This is a genomic window from Alteromonas sp. ABH4_457, assembly GCF_056160625.1.
The window spans coordinates 248,711-271,333 of sequence record NZ_JBSWXN010000002.1; the positions used below are offsets into that span (position 1 = coordinate 248,711).

The 22,623-nt window shown below is 50.6% G+C and carries 21 protein-coding genes; 1 reads left to right on the forward strand and 20 read right to left on the reverse strand.

Going from position 1 to position 22,623, the window contains the following annotated elements; all coding sequences use genetic code 11:
* Positions 1-59 precede the first annotated feature (59 nt).
* Positions 60-611, forward strand: coding sequence for a ribosome biogenesis factor YjgA (yjgA, locus tag ACXAGR_RS04290; RefSeq protein ID WP_119502851.1), 552 nt, complete (start codon positions 60-62; stop codon positions 609-611).
* A 59-nt stretch (positions 612-670) separates the two neighbouring features.
* On the opposite strand, the gene tldD is transcribed toward yjgA, so the two are convergent.
* The 20 genes from tldD to mshL all read right to left on the reverse strand — a co-directional run bounded on the left by tldD (position 671) and on the right by mshL (position 22,616).
* Positions 671-2,113 (reverse strand): metalloprotease TldD, encoded by a 1,443-nt coding sequence (gene tldD / locus ACXAGR_RS04295; protein WP_474848314.1) that lies wholly within the window; start codon positions 2,111-2,113, stop codon positions 671-673.
* Positions 2,106-2,930 (reverse strand): carbon-nitrogen hydrolase family protein, encoded by an 825-nt coding sequence (locus ACXAGR_RS04300; protein ID WP_474841650.1) that lies wholly within the window; start codon positions 2,928-2,930, stop codon positions 2,106-2,108. The genes tldD and ACXAGR_RS04300 overlap by 8 nt, the downstream gene beginning before the upstream one ends.
* On the reverse strand, positions 2,923-6,789 hold the full coding sequence (locus tag ACXAGR_RS04305; RefSeq protein ID WP_474848316.1) for a YhdP family protein: 3,867 nt from the start codon (positions 6,787-6,789) through the stop codon (positions 2,923-2,925). The genes ACXAGR_RS04300 and ACXAGR_RS04305 overlap by 8 nt, the downstream gene beginning before the upstream one ends.
* 15 nt (positions 6,790-6,804) lie before the next feature.
* Positions 6,805-8,271 carry a ribonuclease G gene (gene rng / locus ACXAGR_RS04310; RefSeq protein ID WP_119502856.1) on the reverse strand — a complete coding sequence of 489 codons (1,467 nt, stop codon included), beginning with the start codon at positions 8,269-8,271 and terminating at the stop codon, positions 6,805-6,807.
* A complete protein-coding gene (locus tag ACXAGR_RS04315) occupies positions 8,268-8,852 on the reverse strand; it encodes a Maf family protein (protein WP_474848318.1) in 585 nt (194 codons plus the stop codon). Before ACXAGR_RS04315 ends, rng begins: the two co-directional genes overlap by 4 nt.
* Before the next feature lie 8 nt (positions 8,853-8,860).
* On the reverse strand, positions 8,861-9,340 hold the full coding sequence (gene mreD / locus ACXAGR_RS04320; RefSeq protein ID WP_442858433.1) for a rod shape-determining protein MreD: 480 nt from the start codon (positions 9,338-9,340) through the stop codon (positions 8,861-8,863).
* Positions 9,333-10,223 carry a rod shape-determining protein MreC gene (mreC, locus tag ACXAGR_RS04325; protein WP_474848320.1) on the reverse strand — a complete coding sequence of 297 codons (891 nt, stop codon included), beginning with the start codon at positions 10,221-10,223 and terminating at the stop codon, positions 9,333-9,335. The genes mreD and mreC overlap by 8 nt, the downstream gene beginning before the upstream one ends.
* Before the next feature lie 51 nt (positions 10,224-10,274).
* The gene (locus tag ACXAGR_RS04330; RefSeq protein WP_119502859.1) at positions 10,275-11,318 is read right to left on the reverse strand and encodes a rod shape-determining protein; all 1,044 of its coding nucleotides are present in this window, start codon (positions 11,316-11,318) and stop codon (positions 10,275-10,277) included.
* 345 nt (positions 11,319-11,663) lie between these two features.
* A complete protein-coding gene (locus tag ACXAGR_RS04335; RefSeq protein WP_474841660.1) occupies positions 11,664-12,122 on the reverse strand; it encodes a hypothetical protein in 459 nt (152 codons plus the stop codon).
* Entirely contained in the window at positions 12,106-12,960 is an 855-nt protein-coding gene (locus tag ACXAGR_RS04340) for a PulJ/GspJ family protein (RefSeq protein ID WP_474848323.1), read from the reverse strand. Before ACXAGR_RS04340 ends, ACXAGR_RS04335 begins: the two co-directional genes overlap by 17 nt.
* Entirely contained in the window at positions 12,960-13,541 is a 582-nt protein-coding gene (locus ACXAGR_RS04345) for a type IV pilus modification PilV family protein (protein ID WP_474848325.1), read from the reverse strand. Before ACXAGR_RS04345 ends, ACXAGR_RS04340 begins: the two co-directional genes overlap by 1 nt.
* A complete protein-coding gene (locus ACXAGR_RS04350; RefSeq protein ID WP_474848328.1) occupies positions 13,531-14,088 on the reverse strand; it encodes a type II secretion system protein in 558 nt (185 codons plus the stop codon). Before ACXAGR_RS04350 ends, ACXAGR_RS04345 begins: the two co-directional genes overlap by 11 nt.
* Before the next feature lie 26 nt (positions 14,089-14,114).
* Positions 14,115-14,612, reverse strand: coding sequence for a type II secretion system protein (locus tag ACXAGR_RS04355; protein ID WP_474848330.1), 498 nt, complete (start codon positions 14,610-14,612; stop codon positions 14,115-14,117).
* 55 nt (positions 14,613-14,667) lie between these two features.
* Entirely contained in the window at positions 14,668-15,303 is a 636-nt protein-coding gene (locus ACXAGR_RS04360; RefSeq protein WP_474848813.1) for a pilus assembly FimT family protein, read from the reverse strand.
* A gap of 43 nt (positions 15,304-15,346) precedes the next feature.
* The gene (locus ACXAGR_RS04365; RefSeq protein ID WP_474848332.1) at positions 15,347-15,862 is read right to left on the reverse strand and encodes a hypothetical protein; all 516 of its coding nucleotides are present in this window, start codon (positions 15,860-15,862) and stop codon (positions 15,347-15,349) included.
* Complete coding sequence (locus tag ACXAGR_RS04370) at positions 15,859-17,094, reverse strand: type II secretion system F family protein (RefSeq protein ID WP_474848334.1); 1,236 nt, start codon at positions 17,092-17,094, stop codon at positions 15,859-15,861. The genes ACXAGR_RS04365 and ACXAGR_RS04370 overlap by 4 nt, the downstream gene beginning before the upstream one ends.
* Positions 17,081-18,826 (reverse strand): GspE/PulE family protein, encoded by a 1,746-nt coding sequence (locus ACXAGR_RS04375; protein WP_474848336.1) that lies wholly within the window; start codon positions 18,824-18,826, stop codon positions 17,081-17,083. The genes ACXAGR_RS04370 and ACXAGR_RS04375 overlap by 14 nt, the downstream gene beginning before the upstream one ends.
* A 2-nt stretch (positions 18,827-18,828) precedes the next feature.
* Positions 18,829-20,028, reverse strand: a complete 1,200-nt coding sequence (locus tag ACXAGR_RS04380; RefSeq protein WP_474848338.1) for a tetratricopeptide repeat protein — start codon at positions 20,026-20,028, stop codon at positions 18,829-18,831.
* Positions 20,025-20,942 carry an ExeA family protein gene (locus ACXAGR_RS04385; RefSeq protein WP_474848340.1) on the reverse strand — a complete coding sequence of 306 codons (918 nt, stop codon included), beginning with the start codon at positions 20,940-20,942 and terminating at the stop codon, positions 20,025-20,027. Before ACXAGR_RS04385 ends, ACXAGR_RS04380 begins: the two co-directional genes overlap by 4 nt.
* 3 nt (positions 20,943-20,945) lie before the next feature.
* Complete coding sequence (gene mshL / locus ACXAGR_RS04390; RefSeq protein ID WP_474841679.1) at positions 20,946-22,616, reverse strand: pilus (MSHA type) biogenesis protein MshL; 1,671 nt, start codon at positions 22,614-22,616, stop codon at positions 20,946-20,948.
* Positions 22,617-22,623: the final 7 nt, after the last annotated feature.

Consider the following 22,623-nt stretch of genomic DNA (forward strand, 5'->3'; position numbering starts at 1 on the left):
TATTTCCGTCTGTATGTCACAATAACCGAATACTGCAGTGTAACATTTATGAGTGCCAAATGAGCGATAACAACCACCATTCTGATGAAGAAAACTTATTTAATGAAATTGATCAGGATGATGAGAGTGAATTAATCAGTAAATCCGAACTGAAGCGTCTGTCTGCTGAACGTCAGAAGCTCGGAGAAGACCTGGTTAACTTAACGCCGGCCCACCTTGCCACCATTCCAATGGACGAAGAACTGGAAGACGCAGTGATGCTGGCGCGGAATATTAACCGCAAAAAAGATGGTTTCAGACGTCAGCTTCAGTTTATCGGCAAATTAATGCGCAGCCGTGATACCAGCGATATTGAAGCTGCGCTGGCAAAATTGACGCACGCACATCAGGCCAGCAATGCCGCGTTTCACGCGCTGGAAAAAGCCAGAGAAGCGGTAATTAATGAGGGTGATGACGCCATACAACGCCTGATGGAAGAGCATCCTGCCCTGGATCGCCAGAAACTGCGGCAGTTCCACCGTCAAATCAGGAAAGAGCGGGAAAACAACGCACCGCCAAAAGCCTTCCGCGAGTTATTTCAGTACTTAAAAGAAGTGATTCACGAAGGATAATATAAAAAAGGCGCGATAAAAAATTTATCACGCCTTTTTTCATCAGAGCAGTTGAGCGCTTAAGCAGTACCACCTACGGTGAGTTCATCCACCTTCAGCGTTGGCTGACCAACGCCAACCGGCACGGACTGGCCGTCTTTACCGCACACACCGACACCGCGATCCAGCGCCACATCATTACCGATCATGGAAATTTTCTGCATGACTTCAGGGCCATTGCCAATGAGGGTAGCGCCTTTTACCGGTGCAGTAATTTTACCGTTCTCAATCAGATAAGCCTCTGCGCTGGAAAATACAAACTTACCGGACGTGATATCTACCTGACCACCGGCGAAGTTCGGTGCGTAAATACCTTTGTCGATTGACGCAATGATCTCCTGCGGGTCGTGCTCACCGGCCATCATGTACGTATTGGTCATACGTGGCATGGGTAAGTGCGCGAATGACTCACGGCGTCCGTTTCCGGTTGGGCTCACACCCATCAAACGGGCATTCATTTTATCTTGCATGTAACCTTTCAGGATGCCGTCTTCAATCAGCACGTTATGTGCTGACGGCGTGCCCTCATCATCTATAGAAAGAGAGCCACGGCGGTCAGCCATTGTGCCGTCATCTACCACTGTGACCCCTTTGGCAGCTACACGCTCGCCTATACGGCCGCTGAAAGTAGATGCACCTTTACGGTTGAAGTCACCTTCCAGACCATGGCCTACCGCTTCATGCAGAAGCACACCCGGCCAGCCGTTACCTAACACCACCGGCATGGTCCCGGCAGGGCTGGCGATCGCTTCCATATTCACCCGCGCCATGTGCAGTGCTTCATCGGCCAGGGTTTCGTAATAAGGCCGGCCGTCTTTATCTGTGGTGAAGAAGTCATATGAGTGGCGTCCGCCGGCGCCGGCACTGCCACGCTCCCTGCGATCGCCTTTTTCCATCAGTACTGAGCAGTTCAGACGCACCAGCGGACGAATATCTGCCGCCAGGGTGCCGTCAGTCGCAGCTACCAGTACTTCTTCATATACACCGCTTAAGCTCACTACCACCTGATTAATACCGGGCTCTTTTTGACGGATGTAAGCGTCCACCGATTTTAACAGCGCAATTTTTTCAGCGTCCTGCATGGCAAGCAAGGGATTGTTGTCTTTGTAACGGGTGATATAGCTGCCGGTTTCCAGTGACTGAACATGATGTTTACCACCGGAAGGAGCAATCGTGCGGGCTGCGCGGCAGGCGTCCAGCAGAGCCGTTTCATTGATGTCGTCAGAGTATGCAAAACCTGTTTTTTCACCACTGACTGCACGCACACCCACACCGCGTTCGATGTTGTAGCTGCCGTCTTTGATGATGCCGTCTTCCAGCACCCAGCTTTCATGCTGGCTGGACTGAAAATACAGGTCAGCATAGTCATTGTCATGGTGATAAATTTCACCCAGCGCTTTTTCCAGCGATGACAAATCAAGGCCTGAGTCTGTAAGCAGATGCGTTTTTACGTTATTAAACAAGTTGGCTCCTGAACCGGTTATGTTGGCTGACAGGCATATTCGCCTTCAACTTCACCCGATCGTTAATGTCTATTTTAGCACTTACCAGCCCGGTCTGTTCAGGCTCGCAGGCCAGAACATCCCCCCAGGGAGAAATCACCATACTGTGACCGTAAGTTTCGCGCTGGTTGGCATGAATGCCGGTTTGATTTGCGCCAGCCACAAAACACTGTTTTTCAATTGCCCGGCTACGCAAAAGCACTTCCCAGTGTGCTTCGCCGGTACGCTGCGTAAAAGCAGCAGGCAAAACCAGAATATCGATGTCTCCCATTGCCGTAAATAAGCCGGGAAAGCGCACATCATAACATACTGCCAGACCAATACGCCCGACCTCTGTATCCACAACTACCACCCGGCTGCCGGGTTTCGTATATTTAGATTCCAGATAGGTACCGGTGCGATCATTTACCGCCACATCGAAAAGGTGAATCTTCTGGTATTCGGTTATCAGTTCGCCATCCGGCGAATAAAACAGGCAGGAAGCTGTAAACAGGTTTTCCTCAGAGGTTTTGAGCGGAATAGTGCCACCCGCCAGATAGCACCGGTATTTTGCCGCCATAGCACTGAGTGCCTGTTGAATTTTGCCTTCACCTTTTGCTTCTGCGATCGTCAGTAATGTACCGTCACGGGTGCCGAAACAGGCGAAACACTCAGGCAATACAACCAGGCTGGTCACTTCGTCCGGGTCTGGCAGTAACGCAAGTTGAGATTCAACAAACTGTAAGTTCGCTTCGACATCCGGTCCGGATGTCATCTGTATCGCGACTACATTAACCATTGTTTACCTCCAGTTTGATACGCTCCATGTCCTGGTCTGTGATGGGATCATCCGGCGATGTTGCCGGCCGGTTTTTCGCAGGCAGTGCAACTTCTTTGCTGTCCCTGCCCACCTCTTCAAATACCGGTTCACTTAAGCTGCCGGTAACATGGTAGTTCACATTTGATATGACTTTCGCTGATGTTAACACCTGGTCAAGTGCCAGTGCAGCCAGTGCGGTTGGCGGCGTGGCAAGGAAGTACACCAGGATAGGCAGGTTGCCGGTGACGTTAGGCGAAAACACCACATTGTAATTCAGCTGGTTTTCCACCAGATCCGTATAACCTTTGATATTGATCTCACCGGCACCGCCATCAATTACAGTATCGCCGGTATACGCTTTGCCGTCAGCGATGGACAAGGTACCGCTCATATCATCATAAAAGAAGCCCTTCGCGAACACATCACGGAAATCCAGGCTCAGTTTACGCACCAGTGAATTCAGACTGAAAAGGGTAAAAATACGGGAACCTTTATCACTGACTTCACTGAGATAACCGTCTGACAAAGACCACTTTACATCGCCTGTCAGGGTTTCTGCACTAAAATCCATGGGGGATTTTGCCCAGCTTAAATCAAAGTTCATTCTGGCGCCTGAGTCTTTAATGCCGCTGTCGACGCCCCAGTTTTTCAACATCATGCCCACATCATCACTTTCCAGCGAACCACCCAGTAAAGTGTTGTTGTCGTCGCCGTCAAAGACCCATTTTCCTTTTGCCGAAAACTTGCCATGCTTACTCACTGCACTAAGTTGCCGGATATCCAGACCAGACGTCGCTTTCGCCACATCCAGTGTTACCTCGCCTAAATCTTTGTCGAGGAATATGCATTTTTTACAGTGGAAGTAGACCGGCGGTAACGTATTCGCATCCCAGTTATGGGCCACGCCTTCATCTTCTGATTCCCAACTTTCAAAACGGATATAATCAGCTTCAACGGCAACGCCCCGCGCCAGCCAGTCATCATACAAATTCACCGTCGCTCTGGCTTCCGTGGCGTTGATATCCAGCATCCAGTTATTGTTTTGCTGCTTGGTGGTAATTTTAGCGTTATGCAGATTCTGACCGGCAATCACCAGGTTACCGGCATTAACAAATATACGTTCCGGCACAGAAAATAACGCGTTTTTCTGCGTACCGGGTTCGCCGCCACTGCCCATGCCGTTTACCAGTAACTCGATGGTTTTGTACCAGTCCGTCACATTCACGACATCCATGGCGGCAGAGATACTGAAACCTATGCCCATGCCTACAAAGTCGCTGTCCCCCAAAGCCAGGTGGGCGCGGGAAAACTGCATTTCCTGATGAGGCAGTACACCTTCGAAGCGCACATCATCACCTAAGCTGGCTTTCACCGTTGAGGCTTGCTCATTCCCTTCACTGATCACATTGAACAGTAAATCACTGTCTGCTGTTTTAGCAAAAGGAGCTGGCAACTTTGAACTAAGGCCGGTTAACGGCGTAGTAATATTCGCACGGTAGCTGAATCCTTCCGGCGGAATACGCAATGCGACAACGGCCTGCCAGTGGGCATCACCGGATAAATAAGTGTCGAAGTCAGGGTTAAACTCAGCCAGCAGAGGATTAATGTTCCAGGTACCATCCAGCGACAGATCCACCAGATAATCTTCGTCTTCCTGCTTGCCGTCAAAAGATAAACTCACCGGCTGCCCGAGCAACGACGCCTCTAGATCGGTGAGCTGTACCTTTTCATTTTCAAAGATGACTTTACCGGTAGCGCCGGCAAAATCCATTTTTACGCTGCTCACGTGAACATCGTTCCCGGGCAGGGTCACTTCCCCCCGGGCAATGACCTGGTTACTGTCGAAAGGAATTTCAAGATGTAAGCCGGCAGACAGGTCCCCCTTTATCTGCACATCTTTTTCCAGTAATCGTCCCAGCGAACCGGATAAACTGCTCTGCAGCATAAGTGAAGTAACATCCGCCCCTGTTGCTTTACCCGTGGCATCAATAATCACTTCCGAATCGCCCCTTAAGGCAGGGATCACAGCAGTCATATCACTAACGGCAACACCACCAAGTGTGCCGCCCGGACTGTGCATAGTTAAGCTGTCGTTCTCGAACAATAAAGTAAGGTCCAGCCCTTCCAGTGGCAGCCAGTCATCAGAGAAGCGGAACGTACTGCCGGCTACCTGTACTTTGGCCTGAAAAACCCCTTCATTGCCGCTGAAAGGAAAATCTGCCGGTTTACCCTGCCAGAGTATAGTGGCCCCTTCTATTTGCCCCGGCCCGACGAAAGCGCGGTTGAGAAAAGCCGTTGTGTTCTTGCCAATTACCGGACCAGGCAACAAGTCCTGTATATCTTTTACCGGACGGGACGCGATGTCAGCACTCACCGACAACTCCCGTGATGTGGTATCAAAACGGAATGCAGGTTGAAACGATAATTTATCTGACTTCACATCCAGTTTGTGGCTCTGGACAACCCAGTGATTGCCGTCATCAAGGGACTGCCGGTAAACAAACACTTTCCCTCTCAGCTTGCTTACCTTCACTGATTCCGGTAGCAAATTATCGATGTCCAGGGTGCTGTCATCTGCAGATAACAACACCACACCTTGTTTCTTATGCCAGAAAATATCCATGTCGAGGTGAGAAAGCCCGGGCACATAGCCATCCTGATCCCAACTCACGTCAATGAGTTTTGCTGCCAGGTCGAACCCTTTCGGCTGCAGTTTTACCTGTAGTGTAGCCAGTTGACCACCCGGGTTAATATCGCGGATATTGTCATCGGCGGTATCGTCTGTGAACAGGGGTAATAACACCAGAAAAGGGTTCACCGGTGCCGGCTTCACCGTATTCACCAGTAATTCATTATCCGATACGGTCCCTACCAGGTCTGTTACCAGACTCTGATCGTTGGCATCAAAAATAAGCTGATCAACACGGAAATGCCATTTGTCTTTAACCGGTTGCGCCTGAATACTGCCGCCGCGGATCCCCGAGTTAAACACCAGCGCATCGTCGCCACCCCACGCCAGTTTACTTTCGTGGAATTCGGTATAAAACGCACTGAAGTGACTTTCTTTTACTTCCGCCCAGACTTCAAAATTCGCCCGGCTCTCACGCAACGGACGCCGGGTAGCCAGCAAGCCGCTAACCCAGGGAGAAATATCCAAATCTTCTGCACGGGCGTACATCACGCCATCCAGTGAATCAGGGGTACCGGTGAGATCGAGAATAAAAGAGGCCGAGTTATTTGCCAGTTCCTGTACCCGCACAGCGCCGGTGCCCTGGTGACGCCGGTCTTTGTTGATCCAGCTCAGTGACTCCAGTTGCAGTACTTCCCGCTCATTATTGCGGGTAATCGCAACCTCACCGTCAGTAAGTGAAAAGCGCTGTAACTGCTCAAGGAAAAGGCTTTTAAGGGCATCAACGACAGGAAAATCACTCTCGCCGGCACCGTCAAAACGGTCGGCATCGATTTCGAGTGTCAGTGCGTCCAGAGTAAAGGCATTGGAAGACAACATCCGTAAGCGCAGGCTTTCCCAGAAGTCGATATCCATGTGGACTTGTTTAATGCCAAGCGCCACCGGAGAAGAGTCGCCGTTGGCGAGCACCACATCATTCAATACGATGCTTGGGCCTGATTTTTCCCAGTCAGCCTGAACGCTGCCGATTTTGAGATCGACTCCGTATTTTTCACTGACATAGTCTTCAAGCAGGTATTTTTTATGGTCGATATGAGGCAATGCGTAGCGCATAACGCTCAGCATGACAGCAAACAACACTAAAAAGACTGCCAGCAGCATCCACAGCTTTTTTACCAGCCAGGTGGCTACCTTACCTGCTTTACTCACTTAACGGACACCGCCTTACATCATGACTACGTCGTATTTATCCTGGTTGTAGAGCGGCTCTGTCTGCACTTTAATCTGCTTAGACACAAACACTTCCAGCTCAGCCAGAACATGGGATTCTTCACCCAGCAGCGCATCGGCCACATTTGGCGAAGCATAAATAACAAATAATTCTGCGTCATAGGCACGGTTAACCCGCACCACTTCACGCATAATTTCAAAGCAAATCGTCTCGATAGTTTTTACCGAACCCCGGCCTTTACATACCGGGCATAGTCCGCACAGGGTATGCTCAAGACTTTCGCGGGTGCGTTTACGGGTCATTTCAATCAGACCCAGCGAGGTAAACCCGTGAATATTAATCTTTGCCCGGTCTTTCACCGTTGCCGCTTCCAGACTATTTAAGACACGCCGTTTATGATCCGGTTCCGACATATCAATAAAGTCGATGAGGATCATACCACCCAGATTGCGCAGCCTGAGTTGCCTTGCGATAGCCAGCGTCGCTTCAATGTTAGTATTGAAGATGGTCTCTTCCAGATTGCGGTGACCGACAAACGCACCGGTATTAATATCGATGGTGGTCATCGCTTCTGTCTGATCGATAATGAGATAACCGCCGGATTTAAGATCGACTCTGCGATCTAACGCCCGCTGTATTTCATTTTCAACATCATACAGGTCAAAAATGGGCCGGTCGCCACGATAATATTCAAGCTTACTTTGCAGTTCGGGAACATATTCGGCGGTAAATTCCCCTAATTCCCTGAAAGACAAATTGGAGTCAATACGGATACGGTCCAGCTCGGTGCCAACAAAGTCCCGCAGCACCCGGCGTGCGAGGGGCAAATCTTCATACATGATATGCTGCTTCTTGCGGCCCATCCGTTGTTTGATTTTGTTCCACAACCGGCGCAGAAAAGCCGCGTCGGAAGAGAGCTCCTGTTGCGATACTCCCTCTGCGGCTGTTCGCAAAATAAAGCCGCCTTCATCATCACAGTATTCCTGAACCAGATTCTTCAGCCGCTCCCGCTCCGCTTCGTCTTCAATGCGCTGGCTGACGCCGACATGGGTGACGCTCGGCATGAAGACCAGATAGCGAGACGGAATTGTGATGTCGGTAGTCAGCCGCGCGCCTTTCGTACCGATGGGATCTTTCACCACCTGCACAATAATGTCCTGACCGTCACGCACCAACTCGCGGATATCCCGCTTTTGCAGCTGACTGCTGGATACCTCATCAACAATTTCATTGTGGACAACGATGTCTGATGCATGCAAAAAAGCGGCTTTATCCAGACCGATATCCACAAACGCTGCCTGCATGCCAGGCAGCACACGGCTCACTTTCCCGCGGTAAATATTCCCCACCAGCCCTTTCTTGGTATGCCGCTCTACGTGCACTTCCTGAAGGATACCGTTTTCGATTAATGCGACCCTGGATTCAGAGGGCGTTACGTTGATTAGTAGTTCTGCACTCACGATGAAATTCCAAATTCTTTCAACAAACAACGGGTCTCGTACAATGGCAGACCAATCACTGAACTCACACTGCCGGATACCGATCTGACAAACTGACCGCCAATGCCCTGAATGGCATAACTTCCGGCTTTATCTGCAGGTTCTCCTGTCTCCCAGTATGCGGCAATATCGTCGTCGGTGACAGGGGCGAAAAGTACCTTTGTGCATACGCGCAGTGTTTTTGATTTACCGCCGCAATAAATACTCACGGCTGTCAGCACTTCGTGTTCCTTGTCAGACAAAGCTCTGAGTGTGGCAAAACAATCATCACGGTCTGCCGGCTTACCTAACGGCCGGCCCTGAAAAGCAATGAGCGTATCTGAAGCCAGCACCACATAAGACGAATCCGCATCCACGTTCAGACGCTCACTGGCAACCCTTGCCTTTTCAGCCGCCAACCGCGTCACCATGGTTTCGGGAGATTCTCCGTCGAGGGGAGACTCATCGATATCGACGGGAAACTGGCGATGGGTAAACCCCATCTGGTCAAGTAATGCAGTGCGGCGGGGAGAAGCTGATGCCAGAATAAGTTGCGCTGACATAACGCCTCCTAATTAATGTTGAGTTGTCTGCGTGCTTTACGGAGCAGCCAGAATATCCATGGCCATAAGATCATCGTGCTGAGGACAGGCCATAAATAGCTGAGCTGAAAAGGAATGCCGGTGAGAAGGTGCTGAAGCCAGAATAAAACGGTGTGATAGAGCGCACTGATAAGGCCAATGATAATAGCCTGTTGCCACACCGAGTAGTTGCGCAAACGCTGATAATTAGCCGCCAGTGTAAATACCGATAAACTCAGGGAAAAACTATGAATCCCCAGCGACGTCCCCAACAAAATATCCATGGCAATTCCCGCCATGAAGGCCACGCCTACATTCACGCGGTGAGGTAATGCCATGGTCCAGTAAGCCAGCACAATGAGCACCCAGTCCGGCCGGTAAATATCGACCTGGATCGGCAGAGGCACAATTTGTAAAACCAGTGCAATGAGTAAAGTGGCAATAATGGCAGAGTGGCGGGTCTTAATCATTCTCACCCTCCTGGCTTTCATCACCGGCGGTACTGACACCATCAAATTCCGCCTCCCCGTCATGATGTTCCGGCCACAACAACAGCAAATACTTCAGCCTGTCCAGCCGTGCAAGAGGCGTAGCGGCAACAATGGCAAACGGGCGGCTTTCGTCACGAGTCACCCGGCTGACCTGTGCCACCGGATAACCCTCCGGAAATACCTGTCCTAAACCTGACGTCACCAGAATATCCCCGACTTCCACGTCCACACTATGAGGGACATGTTCCAGCAGCAGCTCATCGAGAGAGCCGGTACCACTGGCAATAAAGCGGATATTATTGCGTACTGAGCGTACCGGCACAGCATGAGTCACATCAGTGATCAACACCACCCGGCTATTCGTCGTACCCACTTCCATCACCTGGCCCACTACGCCACGATCATCCAGCACCGATTGCGACAGGAACACATCGTCCAAGGCTCCTTTGTTGATCACAATTTGCTGGCTGAAAGGACTGTTTTCAACGGCCATCAGCTCTGCCACCTTTTTTCGCACGTCCGGCTTTGCCGGCGTATCCAGTAAGGCACGGAGTTGATCGTTTTCAGACTGTAAAACATCAAATCGCTGTAAGCGTTCGCTCATCAACAAAACCTGATTGGTCAGCCGCTGGTTTTCTTCAACGAGATCTTCATGGGAAGTGAGACGTTGCGCGCTGGCGCTGAGCAGTACGCTGGGGAGGTTCGCAAGATATTGCAATGGACTCATCAGTGAGTTCATGTACACGCGCGAAGACTGAAACGCATCAAATTTCGAATCTGCGATTATCAGCGCCACCGACATTACCAGCGCAAGAATGAGGCGGCTAATCAGTGAAGGTCCGCGTGTGAAAATCGTATCCATATTACCCGTGATACGCAGTAAGGCTACCTTGCGGTAGCCTTTCTGGTTTGATTATTCGTAGCTGAACAGGTCGCCGCCATGTATATCAATCATGTCGAACGCTTTACCGCCACCGCGGGCTACACAGGTAAGCGGATCATCTGCCACCACTACCGGAATACCGGTTTCTTCCATCAGTAAGCGGTCCAGATCTTTCAGTAACGCACCACCACCGGTAAGTACCATGCCGCGTTCAGAAATATCTGAAGCCAGTTCCGGCGGAGACTGCTCCAGGGCAACCATGACCGCGGACACGATACCGGTTAACGGTTCCTGTAAGGCTTCTAAAATTTCATTGGAATTCAGCACGAAGCCACGGGGAACACCTTCAGCCAGATTACGGCCGCGCACTTCAATTTCACGTACTTCATCACCCGGGTAAGCAGCACCGATTTCGTGCTTAATACGCTCTGCAGTAGCTTCACCGATGAGTGAACCGAAGTTACGACGCACATAGTTAATGATAGCTTCGTCAAACTTATCACCACCAATGCGAACAGAAGAGGAATACACCACACCGTTCAGTGAAATAATTGCGACTTCTGTGGTACCACCACCGATATCGACCACCATGGAACCGGTAGCTTCTGATACCGGTAAACCCGCACCAATAGCAGCCGCCATCGGCTCGTCAATCAGATACACTTCGCGGGCACCTGCACCCAGTGCAGATTCTTTAATAGCACGGCGTTCTACCTGAGTAGAACCACAAGGTACGCATACCAGCACTCGCGGGCTGGGACGCAGGAAATTGTTGTCATGAACCTGTTTAATAAAATGCTGCAGCATTTTTTCAGTCACATAGAAGTCAGCGATAACGCCGTCTTTCATTGGACGGATAGCACGGATATTACCCGGCGTACGGCCAAGCATACGCTTAGCTTCAGAACCCACCGCGGCAACACTTTTTGGTCCTGATGCCCGTTCCTGACGGATTGCTACCACTGATGGTTCGTTAAGTACGATGCCCTGATCTTTTACATAGATGAGCGTGTTAGCCGTTCCGAGGTCGATGGACAAATCGTTGGAAAACATGCCTCGAAGCTTTTTAAACATGAAATGCCAGTTCCTGTTATTGCGCCTGCATACCTTTCTTCGGGTATGGCTTGCGGCGTGACTGCGAAATGAAGATATATATCCGCACACTTTAACAACGGGTACTACTTTGGGCAAGCAAATAGCCCTCTGAGGCGCACAAAATACCGCTTCGCTGGTCAGCTTAAATAATTGAGCAGAATTTTAGTTCAAAAATCAGCCAGCAAGGGAATTGTTTCGTCATGTAAAAGTGTGCAAAAAGAGTGACAATCACCACTCTGAACAGTCGTTAGACTGAGAAGACGGCATTCCGTTCAGGAAAAGTTCAGGAAAATCCGGAGGCAAAGATAAACATACCAGGCAAGACTAATAGTTGAAGGGTTTAGTCATGTTGTATGTGTTGGATTTCGTCGCCACCATTTCACCGGCAGCGCAGGTGCTGGTGGATTTAATTTCATAATGGTACTCTGTCTGGTTTCCGCTGACAGGGATTGAACGGGTGGTACACCGCACTACAATTGTACAGCCTTCAAACCCCTGCATATTTACCACCAGACTGTTCAGGTTGAAAGAGTTGTCGCAAATATGCAGATTACCGTTAACTGGTTTAATCGCGTGGACCAGTATTTCTACTCCCACCAGAGAGGCCTGCTCTGCCCGCTCGCCCATGACTTCATACACAATGGTTTTCTCTGATGACTGCACCATTGACGCCATTGAAATACCAATGAGTGACAGCACAACGATAGCAAACATCGCCAGTACCAGCATACTGCCGCGTTGTGATGCGGGTAAAGCGCAAGTTGTTTCAGGGTTTGAACGCAACGTGCACCTCCTGAAAATGATTAACCTGCTCACCATTATCATTAAACTGAAGGTTTATTCTGACGAAATTGCTTTTTCCGGCAGGGCCGGCAAATACCATTAACGGATCGTTAGCGGCATAGGAAGACGCCGGATTACCTGACAAGGAATTTGTAACATGCTCAGCCACAATTACAGCACCAGACAACGACAAAGATTGCGAAGTATTCATATTTTCTTCTTTGCGATATACGTTGCCATTCGCCACACAGTAGCTGATTGTCCGGTTAACAAAATAGGCATAGTGATGAGGTGATGCCTGCTGAAATGCACGGTCTACCTGTACCTGAATAACATCATCACTGTCATCACGGGTGAGGCAATGCCCGTCTCCGTCATCTGAGCATCCTGTTACCCGCGCTTTTCTGTTACGTGACTGATCGTATACGTCAGCGGGTTGCTGGGGATAAATGACGATGTGCTGATCATTAGCGACAATATGGTAATTCCCATCCGGGTCGTGTGGCCAGAACATGTTAACCGTGCGGTTGGACGTCGAACCAAAAGGTGCGGTGGCATAGCTGGCAGGCCAGACGACCGGGGTAAATTCAACGCAGTGCACACCACTGTTTCCGGCGATGCGAAAACTGTTTGGTACAGCACGGGCCATTTCCCGCTGCATCCGCGTTACGGCGAAGCGGCCCTCGTTCATCAGTTGCTCTCTCTCAACACTGCCGGCGAACAGCAGCATGGTATTTCCCATAAAGCTGCTTATTCCCAACCCCACAATACCCAGGATCACAATCACTGTGACAAGTTCAATCAGGGTGAAGCCTTTCTGTACACTGAACTTCGCCATCAGATATTCCACTTGTATGCAGAGAACACCACCGTATCGCCACCCGGTGTGGTAATAAAGACGACAATGCGTTTTATATTGCCGGTATAGGTACCGGTATCGTATACGCCATCCTGATTGGTATCGTCATCGTCTATACCATCGATATTATCATCGTAGTGCACCCGGACATACAGCGAAAACCCCTGATAAAGCGGTGAGCCGTCTGACGCAATTAGCGCTACACCACGGCTGTCAGTAATACCGGCACCCGACTGGCTGAGCAGGTGATAATCATCCACATCATCCCAGTTTGCTCTGAGCTCACCGCTACCCGGCCCGAATTCATTGGTATAAGAACAGCGACTGCCCTCATTACACCGGGGGGCGTCGGGATTAGAACTGGAACGCACATCAAATTTTTTACTGTTAATTTCCGATAGCAATGACCGTCCGAGTTCCGCTGCACGGGTTTGCCAGATGGGTTCCAGGCTTTTCTTTGATTGTTCAGCAATGAGCTGCACAGACGTGGTCAGCACGATGGCAAATATCACCATCCCGATAACCGTTTCCAGTAATGTAAACCCCCGGTTAGCATTCATAGATGAAACCCTGGCTGTTTACGCACACACTGGCGGTTGATTTGCCGGCAAATGAAATACGGCAACCGGAACCTGAAGCGCACAGAGCGCCGGGGGTCAATGGTTTACCCACATTGTTAAAACCGATATAGACCGGCGCGGAGGCATTGCCATCGTAGCCCGACATAGTGACTTCCATGGCACTCATTTCGCCATTATCCGTACGGAGGTGGCTGGCAGCGTTGAAATCAATGCCGCTCTGACAGGACGCGGATGCACTGGCAGATGCCAGAGTGGCCACTGGCGGGCCGAAATTGAGCGATGACGGGGAATAATTGAAGTTCAGCCGGTAACAATATCCGTCACGGGTGTCCTGCATGGCCTGCATCTGAACATGCCTTAGTGCGCTAAGCAGGCGCTTTTGCAGCAGGAACTCGTTGTACCCCTTGCCATCATCGAAGCGTGAAATCGCTACCACCGATAACACACCCAGTAAAACTATGATGATGACAAGTTCAACAAGGGTAAAGCCCGACTGAACATAATTTGACGTAATGCGCTTTCGCATTACACATCCTTCTTTATTTCAGAGTATTAGCAACCGTCTGTGTAAACATCAACGGATGGAGCTGTATTCGCGTCTGCAGCTTCTGTATATACCACCTGACACGCATCAGATGAAGTGATCGCTACAGCTGTAACACCATTTGGAGTGATCGTAAATTGACCGGCAGCTGGTGCATTCGCCGTGAAGTCCCAGTCTGCATCAGCAAACTCTACCCAATAGTTCAGGTTTGCGAGTGAAGCAACTTCGGCATCTGGGTACCCAAAGTCAGTATTAACGTTTTTCCCTCCAATAGTTACCCGCGTCGTAGCGTTACCGGCATAGGCCGTGCGCTGTTCACCGGCAATGGCAGATTTTGCATAAACCAGTTGCATGCCGCTGGTCAGTGCCGCTTTAGCACCTTGCAGGGTAGATGCACGGGCATCGCCTTGTAAGTCAATGAAACGGGGCGCTGCCGTTACGGCAAGAATACCTAAAATCACTATCACAATGACCAGTTCGATAAGTGTAAAACCACGTTGTTGCATGTTCAGTACCTCTAAATAGGAAATTAACTATATATATTATGGCTCAAAATCTTGCTCAGTTAGTTATGGATTGATCGCTATTGTTAGTGAACACAATAACCTGACCTATCCTTGAGTCGTATATGAATCCATTTCCCTGTGTGTTATCGACCGGCGCGGTGTTTAAGTTCTTGATGGTTTGACTTAAATAATAGTAGCACTGGTCATTTCCGCCAGATCCTGTACCACTGCTTACAGCGGTATAGTAACGAAATCGTTCCGTGGGAATATTTTGCCAGTTAGCAGTAATGGTCGGTGCACTCTGCATGATCAGACTGAAAATGCTCTGGCAATCTGCATTACTCATACTGGTATCTTCCGAGCTGCCATCATTCGCCAGCTGTCCGGTAGGGTAGCCGGTGTCACTGTCGACCCCTACACGCACGCCATCCAATGTGACAAAGGTTTGATTCGTGCTGTCGTTGTCCTGCGGACGGGCCTCAAGTTCCCATTGCGCCCGTACCAGCCCCACGCCGGTGGCAAAACCGCCTGCCACACCTTCAACGGTGGCATTTTCCGCATCTTCGGTTACGTCCAGAAACCGGGGAATGGCCACCGCAGCCAGCAGGCCAAGCAATACCACAACAATGGTCAGCTCAATCAGCGTAAAGCCGGCCTGACTCTGTATTGCCCGATAACGCTGTATATCCATGTTTCTGTTCTCCCGTTTTTCTGCATGCTGGCGATGTACCGGGTCACTCATCTTCATAGGTCACATCTCCGCGATAAATTGCATAATCAAAATAGTCACCGCTGCTCAGTCCGAACCGGCAATAAGCATTAACTGGCTCACCCGACTCTGTATCACCTTCGTAAAAATCGCCGCGGACTCTGAAACCATCCACTTCCATAGGCTGATTCAGCAACATCTGCCACAGCTTCCGGCAGCCGTCATCTGTATGTTTAACGCCGGGCCAGCCAGTTACTCCCATCACCACCGGACGGCGATCAGTCTCTTTACCTTCGCTATTATAGTGCACCAGCAAAATACGCTCCGGACGGCCCTCGGCCTGCCACTGCCAGTGTGCGCTGACAGCACTGTCTTCGAGTTTATCGCCGAAGCGGAACAGGATCTGGCCTTTCAAATTCGGCTCCGATTCGTAGAAGTAGACGATAAAACTGCCCATTAAAATGGCAAACACCAGGGTTGAAATGATGCCAAGGAACATCTTGCGCTGTTCATTCACTGCGGCGGCGTTACTTTTTCTCACCGGCCCCCCTTTATCGCACTCATCATGTCCCACATCGGGGAGAAAATACCCAGAGCTAAAATCAGTACCATGCCGGCGACAATCACAATCAGGAACGGCTCAATTTTCGCAGTCAGGCTTTTCAGGTCGTAATCCACTTCCCGTTCATAGAAACCGGCAACCTCAGCAAGCAGCTCATCTACCCGCCCGGTTTCTTCCCCCACGTTAATCATTTGCATGATCATCGGGGTGAAGAGTCCGCTGGCATGGCTGACCCGGGTTAAATTCTCGCCCTTCTCGATGCGCTGGCGCATTTCAATAACAGAAGCTGACACATAAGCGTTATCGACCGCATCCGCCACAAGATTAAGGGCATTGGTAAGGGGCACACCGGAATGGAGCATCATAGAAAAACTGCGGCTGAAACGGGCCAGCAGTGAGCGGCGGATGATGTCTCCCACCACGGGAAGACGAAGCTTGAGACGATCCCATTGATACCGGCCGCTTTCGGTACTCACATAGCGGTAAATGCCGTAGCTGATTAAGGCGATAATGCCGATAAGAATATAACTGCGGTTAAGCATGAAATCAGAAATGGCCAGCAGCACTTTGGTCATGGTGGGCAGTTCGGCTCCGAATTTGGCAAACATGGTGGCAAATTTTGGGATAACGAACACGTTGAGCACTACAAAGGCCATTGCCAGAGCAATCAGCACGAATATAGGATACCGGGTGGCGGCTTTAATTTGCTTACGGGTTTCCTGCTCCCTTTCAAGGTACTCAGCCAGCTGTAAAAACGCATCATCCAGACGACCGGTATTCTCGCCCACGTGAATAATGCTCACAAAAAGCTGGTTGAAAATATCGCTGTGCAAATGCAGCGCCGAGGACAAACTGCGCCCCCTTTCTAACTGAGCGATAACATCAAGCAGAGCAACACGCATTCGCGCAGAGTTACTGGACTCAGCCAAACCACTGACTGCCCGCAAAATAGGAATACCGGCACGGGTCAGTGAAAACATCTGACGACAAAAGATAACCAGTTCGTCCAGCGACACATTGGGCGTGTACCAGTGCACGTCCATGGATTTTTCAGCACCGGAAGCCGCCTCATCTTTGCTCGCAACAATTTTGATGGGGATGACATTGCGGGCCAACAGCAGCTTTGCCACGGCGCTCTCGTCCGTGGCATCCATAGTTCCTTCGGTTAACTCACCCGTCCTTTCACGGGCAGTATAACTAAACCTGGCCATCACCCGTGTCCTCTGCTTTGTCCACGTCGGTATCTGAGGTATCGGCGACCATTTCAGACAACTTGAGCACTTCCTCAACGGTGGTCATGCCCATTTTCGCGTAGGTTAATGCGGCGTAAGCAAGCGGCCGGTAACGATTACTTTCTCTGGCATGTTGCGCGAAGCCCACGGTATCCCCTACCTTCAGCGCATCCATCATGGCGTCATTCAGTTCCAGCAGTTCGAACACACCAATCCGGCCTTTGTAGCCGGTCTGATTACATTTCTGGCAACCGCGACCTTTTTTAAATACCACCTCTCCCAAAGATTCATCCACGTGTTTAAGCCAGAACACCTCTTCCGGGGTGGGGGTGTAAACACTTTCACAACTGTCACAAATTTTACGGACCAGACGCTGGGCAACAACGCCGCGTAACGCACTGGCGGCCAGGTAACCCGGCGCTCCCATATCAAGCAGGCGGATTGCACTGGAAACAGCGTCGTTGGTGTGTAACGTTGACAATACCAGGTGACCGGTTAATGCTCCACGCAGACCAATTTCCACTGTTTCCTGGTCCCGCATTTCCCCCACCATGATAATGTCAGGATCCTGACGTAATGTGGTGCGCAGTACACTGGAGAAAGTCAGGTCGATTTTGCTGTTAACCTGCACCTGGTTTACCCTGGGCAAACGGTATTCCACAGGATCTTCAACAGTAATGATTTTTCTTTCCGGTTTATTCAGCTCACTCAGCGCGCCGTATAGTGTCGTTGTTTTCCCTGAGCCGGTAGGACCGGTAACCAGAATCATGCCGTGCGGGCGTTGTAACAGCGTGCGGAAACGTTTCAACAGCGGCGCGGGCATCCCGGTCTGTTCCAGTGTTAATACTCCGGCTGACTGATCCAGCAAACGCATTACCACCGCTTCACCGGACTGAACCGGCATGGTTGATAAACGCACGTCAATGCGGTGTCCCCGTACCTTTACCTGGGTACGGCCATCCTGAGGTAACCGCTTTTCAGAGATATCCAGACCGGCCATCAGCTTGAGGCGTAATACCAGTGCTGCAGCAATGTTTCCCTGCGGAATAACAGTTTCCTGTAACACACCGTCGACACGCTGACGTATGCGCAGCTTGCTTTCATCCGGCTCAATGTGAATATCTGAGGCTTTGGCAATGACCGCATCATCGAAGATTGACTGAAGTAACCGGGAAACAGCGGTGTCCTGCTCTTCTTCCACACCGGCACTTAACGAAAAGTTATCTGTTTCCTGATATTCCTCTGCCAGCTCATGAGCGAAAGAGGCGATTTCATCGGTTTTACGATAATGGGTATCGTAGGCGTTATACAGTTGCGCTTCGCTTACCACAGCCATATCAAATGGTTTGGGCAGCAGATCCGACAGGTTATCCTGCGCGTTTAGGTCAGCCGGGTCGCTCATCGCCACCAGCAACCTGTCACCTTTGTCTTCAATAACCAGTGCTCTGTACCGGCGGGCCTGAATTTCCGGTAATAACTTAACTGCACTGGCATTAACCTGATACTGGTCGAGGTCGATAAGCGCGACCTTAAGGTGACGGGAAAGTAATGTTAATAACTCCTGCTCTGTCACCAGCCCCATGGAAATAAGGGTGGCACCCAGCTTACGGCCAGTTTTACGCTGTTCCCCCAGAGCCTGTACTAATTGCTCACCGGTAATTAAACCATCCTGTACCAGCAGATCTCCTAAACGGATTTTCGTCTGACTCATAATTACTCCGAGAGATCCTTAATCCGTTTCCGGACGAATAATTCAACAGCGTCTTCCAACCCTTGTCTGTTAAGAGCTTCCTTGTATGCCTGCACCGCCAGATGCGGCTTTCCAAGCTTGTCGGAGGCAACTCCAAAACCTAGCCACCAGCGTGCTATGGCAGGCTGAAGTTCAGTCAGCACACGATAATCAATTAGCGCTGCGTCATACTTTTTTAGTTGATTGGCATATCCGGCACGGAAACCCAGAAAGTCGATGTCGGTGGTATCAGCCGGCTGACTGATCACTTCCCAGGCCAGTTCGCCCATGTTCTGCTGAGTGTAAAGACGCCCAAGCATCAACCGGATACTGGTATTCGCCGGAGCTTTCACGAGAGCCTGTTCCAGTATTTGCTGCGCCTGCTCTACTTGTCCTTCTGCGAAATACACCGATGCCAGTTTCTTGCGGACATCAAGGTTATCCGGCTCCCGTTGCGATAACAGTATCAGCAGACGGGTGGCTTCACGCATATTGCCTTTTTTCATCTCACCGGCAATCTGATCGCGCAGTGTAGCCTCCACAGCGGCAGGCTGCGACTTAGTGACTTTCATCACCCCTGTATCAGCGGTTTTACTATGTGCTTTTTCCGGTTTTATTACCGGCACACGATTGCCTGCAGATTCCGGAGCCGTTTTTTGTACAGCCTCTTCCTGCCGGGATTGTGGCTCTGTTTGAACCTGATTAAAAACAATGACCGGACCATTGTCACCGGCTTGTGACGCTGTCCGGCCTCCGGCCTGCGGTATATTCTCCGGCGTTACCGGTGCTGGCTCTGAGCTATTTATAACAGCAAATGATGTATTATCAGGCGGTGCAATTGCAGTAAGACTGCTATCTCCTGATGCGGTAAGGCGCGGCTCCGGCTCAGATTCATCAGAAACCGGAGATGACGAGGTATTCAACGTTACCGGCGCAGGTCCGGTTTGGTTATCCGGTGAAGTCCTGGCTGTGACCGGTGGGGCGGTTCTGTCCCCGTTGTCTTTGGCATCCACCAGAAAAGTAAACGCACTCCATGCAATTGCGGCAAACAGCAACACACCCAGAATGATCAGCCGGCTCTTTATGCCAGCGTCTCCCGATGAGGGCGGTTTATAGTTTTTTGTGTTGTCGCCCTGATTATTCTCTCCCTCAAGGTCGCGGAGCATTTTATTGATTACACTCATACCGCGCCTCCACTGAACCACATACCTGCGATGACAGTAACCGCGATAACCACTCCCGTCGCTACGAGACCAATGGCTTGCAGAGGCATACCGGCTATCCGCCGTTGTGTGGCTTCAGTATCTTTTACAGCATATTTAATATGCGCCAGTGTTACCTCATGTTTTCCTTCGCCATAAGCCAGCATTAAAGCCTTATGAGAGACCACATTAATCAGCCTTGCGGTTCCGCGGCAGGCAGACACCATCATCTGGCAGGGGCGGCGCCCGAACACAGGAGAGCCTTTGTATCCGGCGACCTGCAAACGATGATGCACATACTGCTCAACCTGATCCACATTCATCAGCGCCAACCGGTAACTGAAGGTAATACGTTGCTTTAGCTGCCGCAATCTTGGCGTAGCCAGCTTCTGATCCAGTTCTGGCTGACCAAACAGCACTACCTGAAGTAACTTTTTGGATTCCGTTTCCAGATTGGTCATAAGTCTGAGCGCTTCCAGCGTTTCCTCAGGCATGGCCTGGGCTTCGTCCACGATCAGCACCACCGACAACCCTACTTTAGCTTTTTCAATCAGTTTGGCTTCAATCTGACGGGTAAATTGCTGCTGATCGCCTCCCACATCCAGCACCACACCAATTTCAGCGGCTACCGCACGACGAAACTCTTCCGGTGACAGCATGGGGGTAGGAATATAGGCGGAGGGAAAGTTATCCGGCAACTCGTTGAGCAATTTCCGGCACAACAGGGTTTTGCCAGTGCCTACCTCGCCAGTCACTTTGATAAAGCCTTCACCTGCGTCCAGCGCCGTTTTCAGTACTTCCATTGCCTCATTATGGCTGGGCAACCCGAAGTAAAACTGGGTATTCGGCGTCAACGTGAAGGGCGGCTCCTGAAGGCCAAAGTGACTCAGATACATGACTTATTCCACGTACAGCCAGTCAGCCATCTGCGAACGGCTCATTTCGATTTGCTTACTCCACGTGCCGGGCTCAACCACAGTGGGCTTAAGCAGTATGATCAGTTCTTTTTTGATTTCCTGCTGACGTTTATTTCTGAACAGGTTCCCCACCACAGGAATGTCTCCCAGCAACGGCGTTTTACTTTCATTATCGGTAATGGTGGTTTGCATCAGGCCGCCAATTACAACAATTTCTCCCGAAGACGCGCGGATAACCGTGTCAGATTCCCGGATAGTGCTTTGTGCAAGCGGCAGCACAATTTCTTCTTCGTTGAGGGTGACAACTTTAGTCTGCTCTTCGGTTTCAATAACAGAAGGATGCACGTGCAACAGCACACTGCCTTTATCGTCAATCTGGGGAGTAACATCCAGCGCAATACCCGAGAAGAACGGCGTCAGTTCAATATCCGGGACCACTGAAGTCGATGTGGCTGTAATCGTATTCTGGCTGGATACGTCGGTAACAAAATACTCATCGTCACCCACTTTAATCACCGCCTTCTGATTGTTTGTTGCAGTAACACGGGGGCTGGACAGCACCTGAACATTCCCCTGTGTGGACAACAGATTCAACACACCTGAGAAATCCTGATTGAGGAAAGACAAACTGGTGATGCCGCCCAAATCCGGGGTCAGTGCGTTGCCAAACGTACCTGCGGTGGTAGCGAATGAGAAATTCGTGCTGCCCACATTGGCAATAATTTCATTCCAGTTGATCCCTTGCTGATAGCCGTCACTCAGCACCACTTCAAGAATACGGGCTTCCAGCACTACCTGACGTTGCAGGTGGGTTTCAGACACCTGCAAAAAGCGTTTTATGGCACGGATCTCAGACGGTAAAGCACGGACGGTAACCAGACCGGCCTGAGGCGTAACAAACACCGCACGACCACCTTCTGTGCCAAGCATAGACGCCAGGCTGGTTTGTAAATCTTCCCAGAAGTTAGTTTCTGTGCGGGTGCTGATCATTGTGCCATTATTGTTACCGGACATACTGCTGTACTGACCGTTGCCGCCCATTTCACTACCGGTAAAATTACTGAAGTTACCGCTGCCGGACTGACTGCCGTTTCCGCCATTGGCATTTTGCGATACCCCGCCGGAAATGATACTGGTTTGGGTCGCCCCGTTACGCTTCATCAGCAGGTAGTTCACGGCGAAAGTTTCGGTACGCATACCCGCGGGTAACACGCGAAATACGTTTCCCTGTCTCTGGATATCGAATCCGTATAAATCAGAGAGTAATGACATGACCCCGTCCAGTGACACCTGCTTCAAATCGAGGGTAACCGAACCGGTCACATCCGGGTGCACGGCTACACTGTATGGCGTGTCATAAACCAGCCCGGACAAAAACTGCCGCACATCCACGCTTTGGGCATTAATATCGTATTTTTCAGGGCCAAGCAGTGCCGCCGGCGTAGCTGCAGGTCCGGGCGCGGTCATCAGCGCAGAATTCACGGCATCAGGTACTTCATCCAATTTTTCAGAAGTAGCCTTATTCGCCTTTTCAGCATCCAGCTGTGCCTGCAACTCGTCCTTCAACGAGCGCTCAACAACAGATTCTTTTGGCGCTGACTGGCAGGCGCTCAAAACGAAAGCTGCAAGTAAGGTGATGGTGGCTTTACGCATTGCCTGA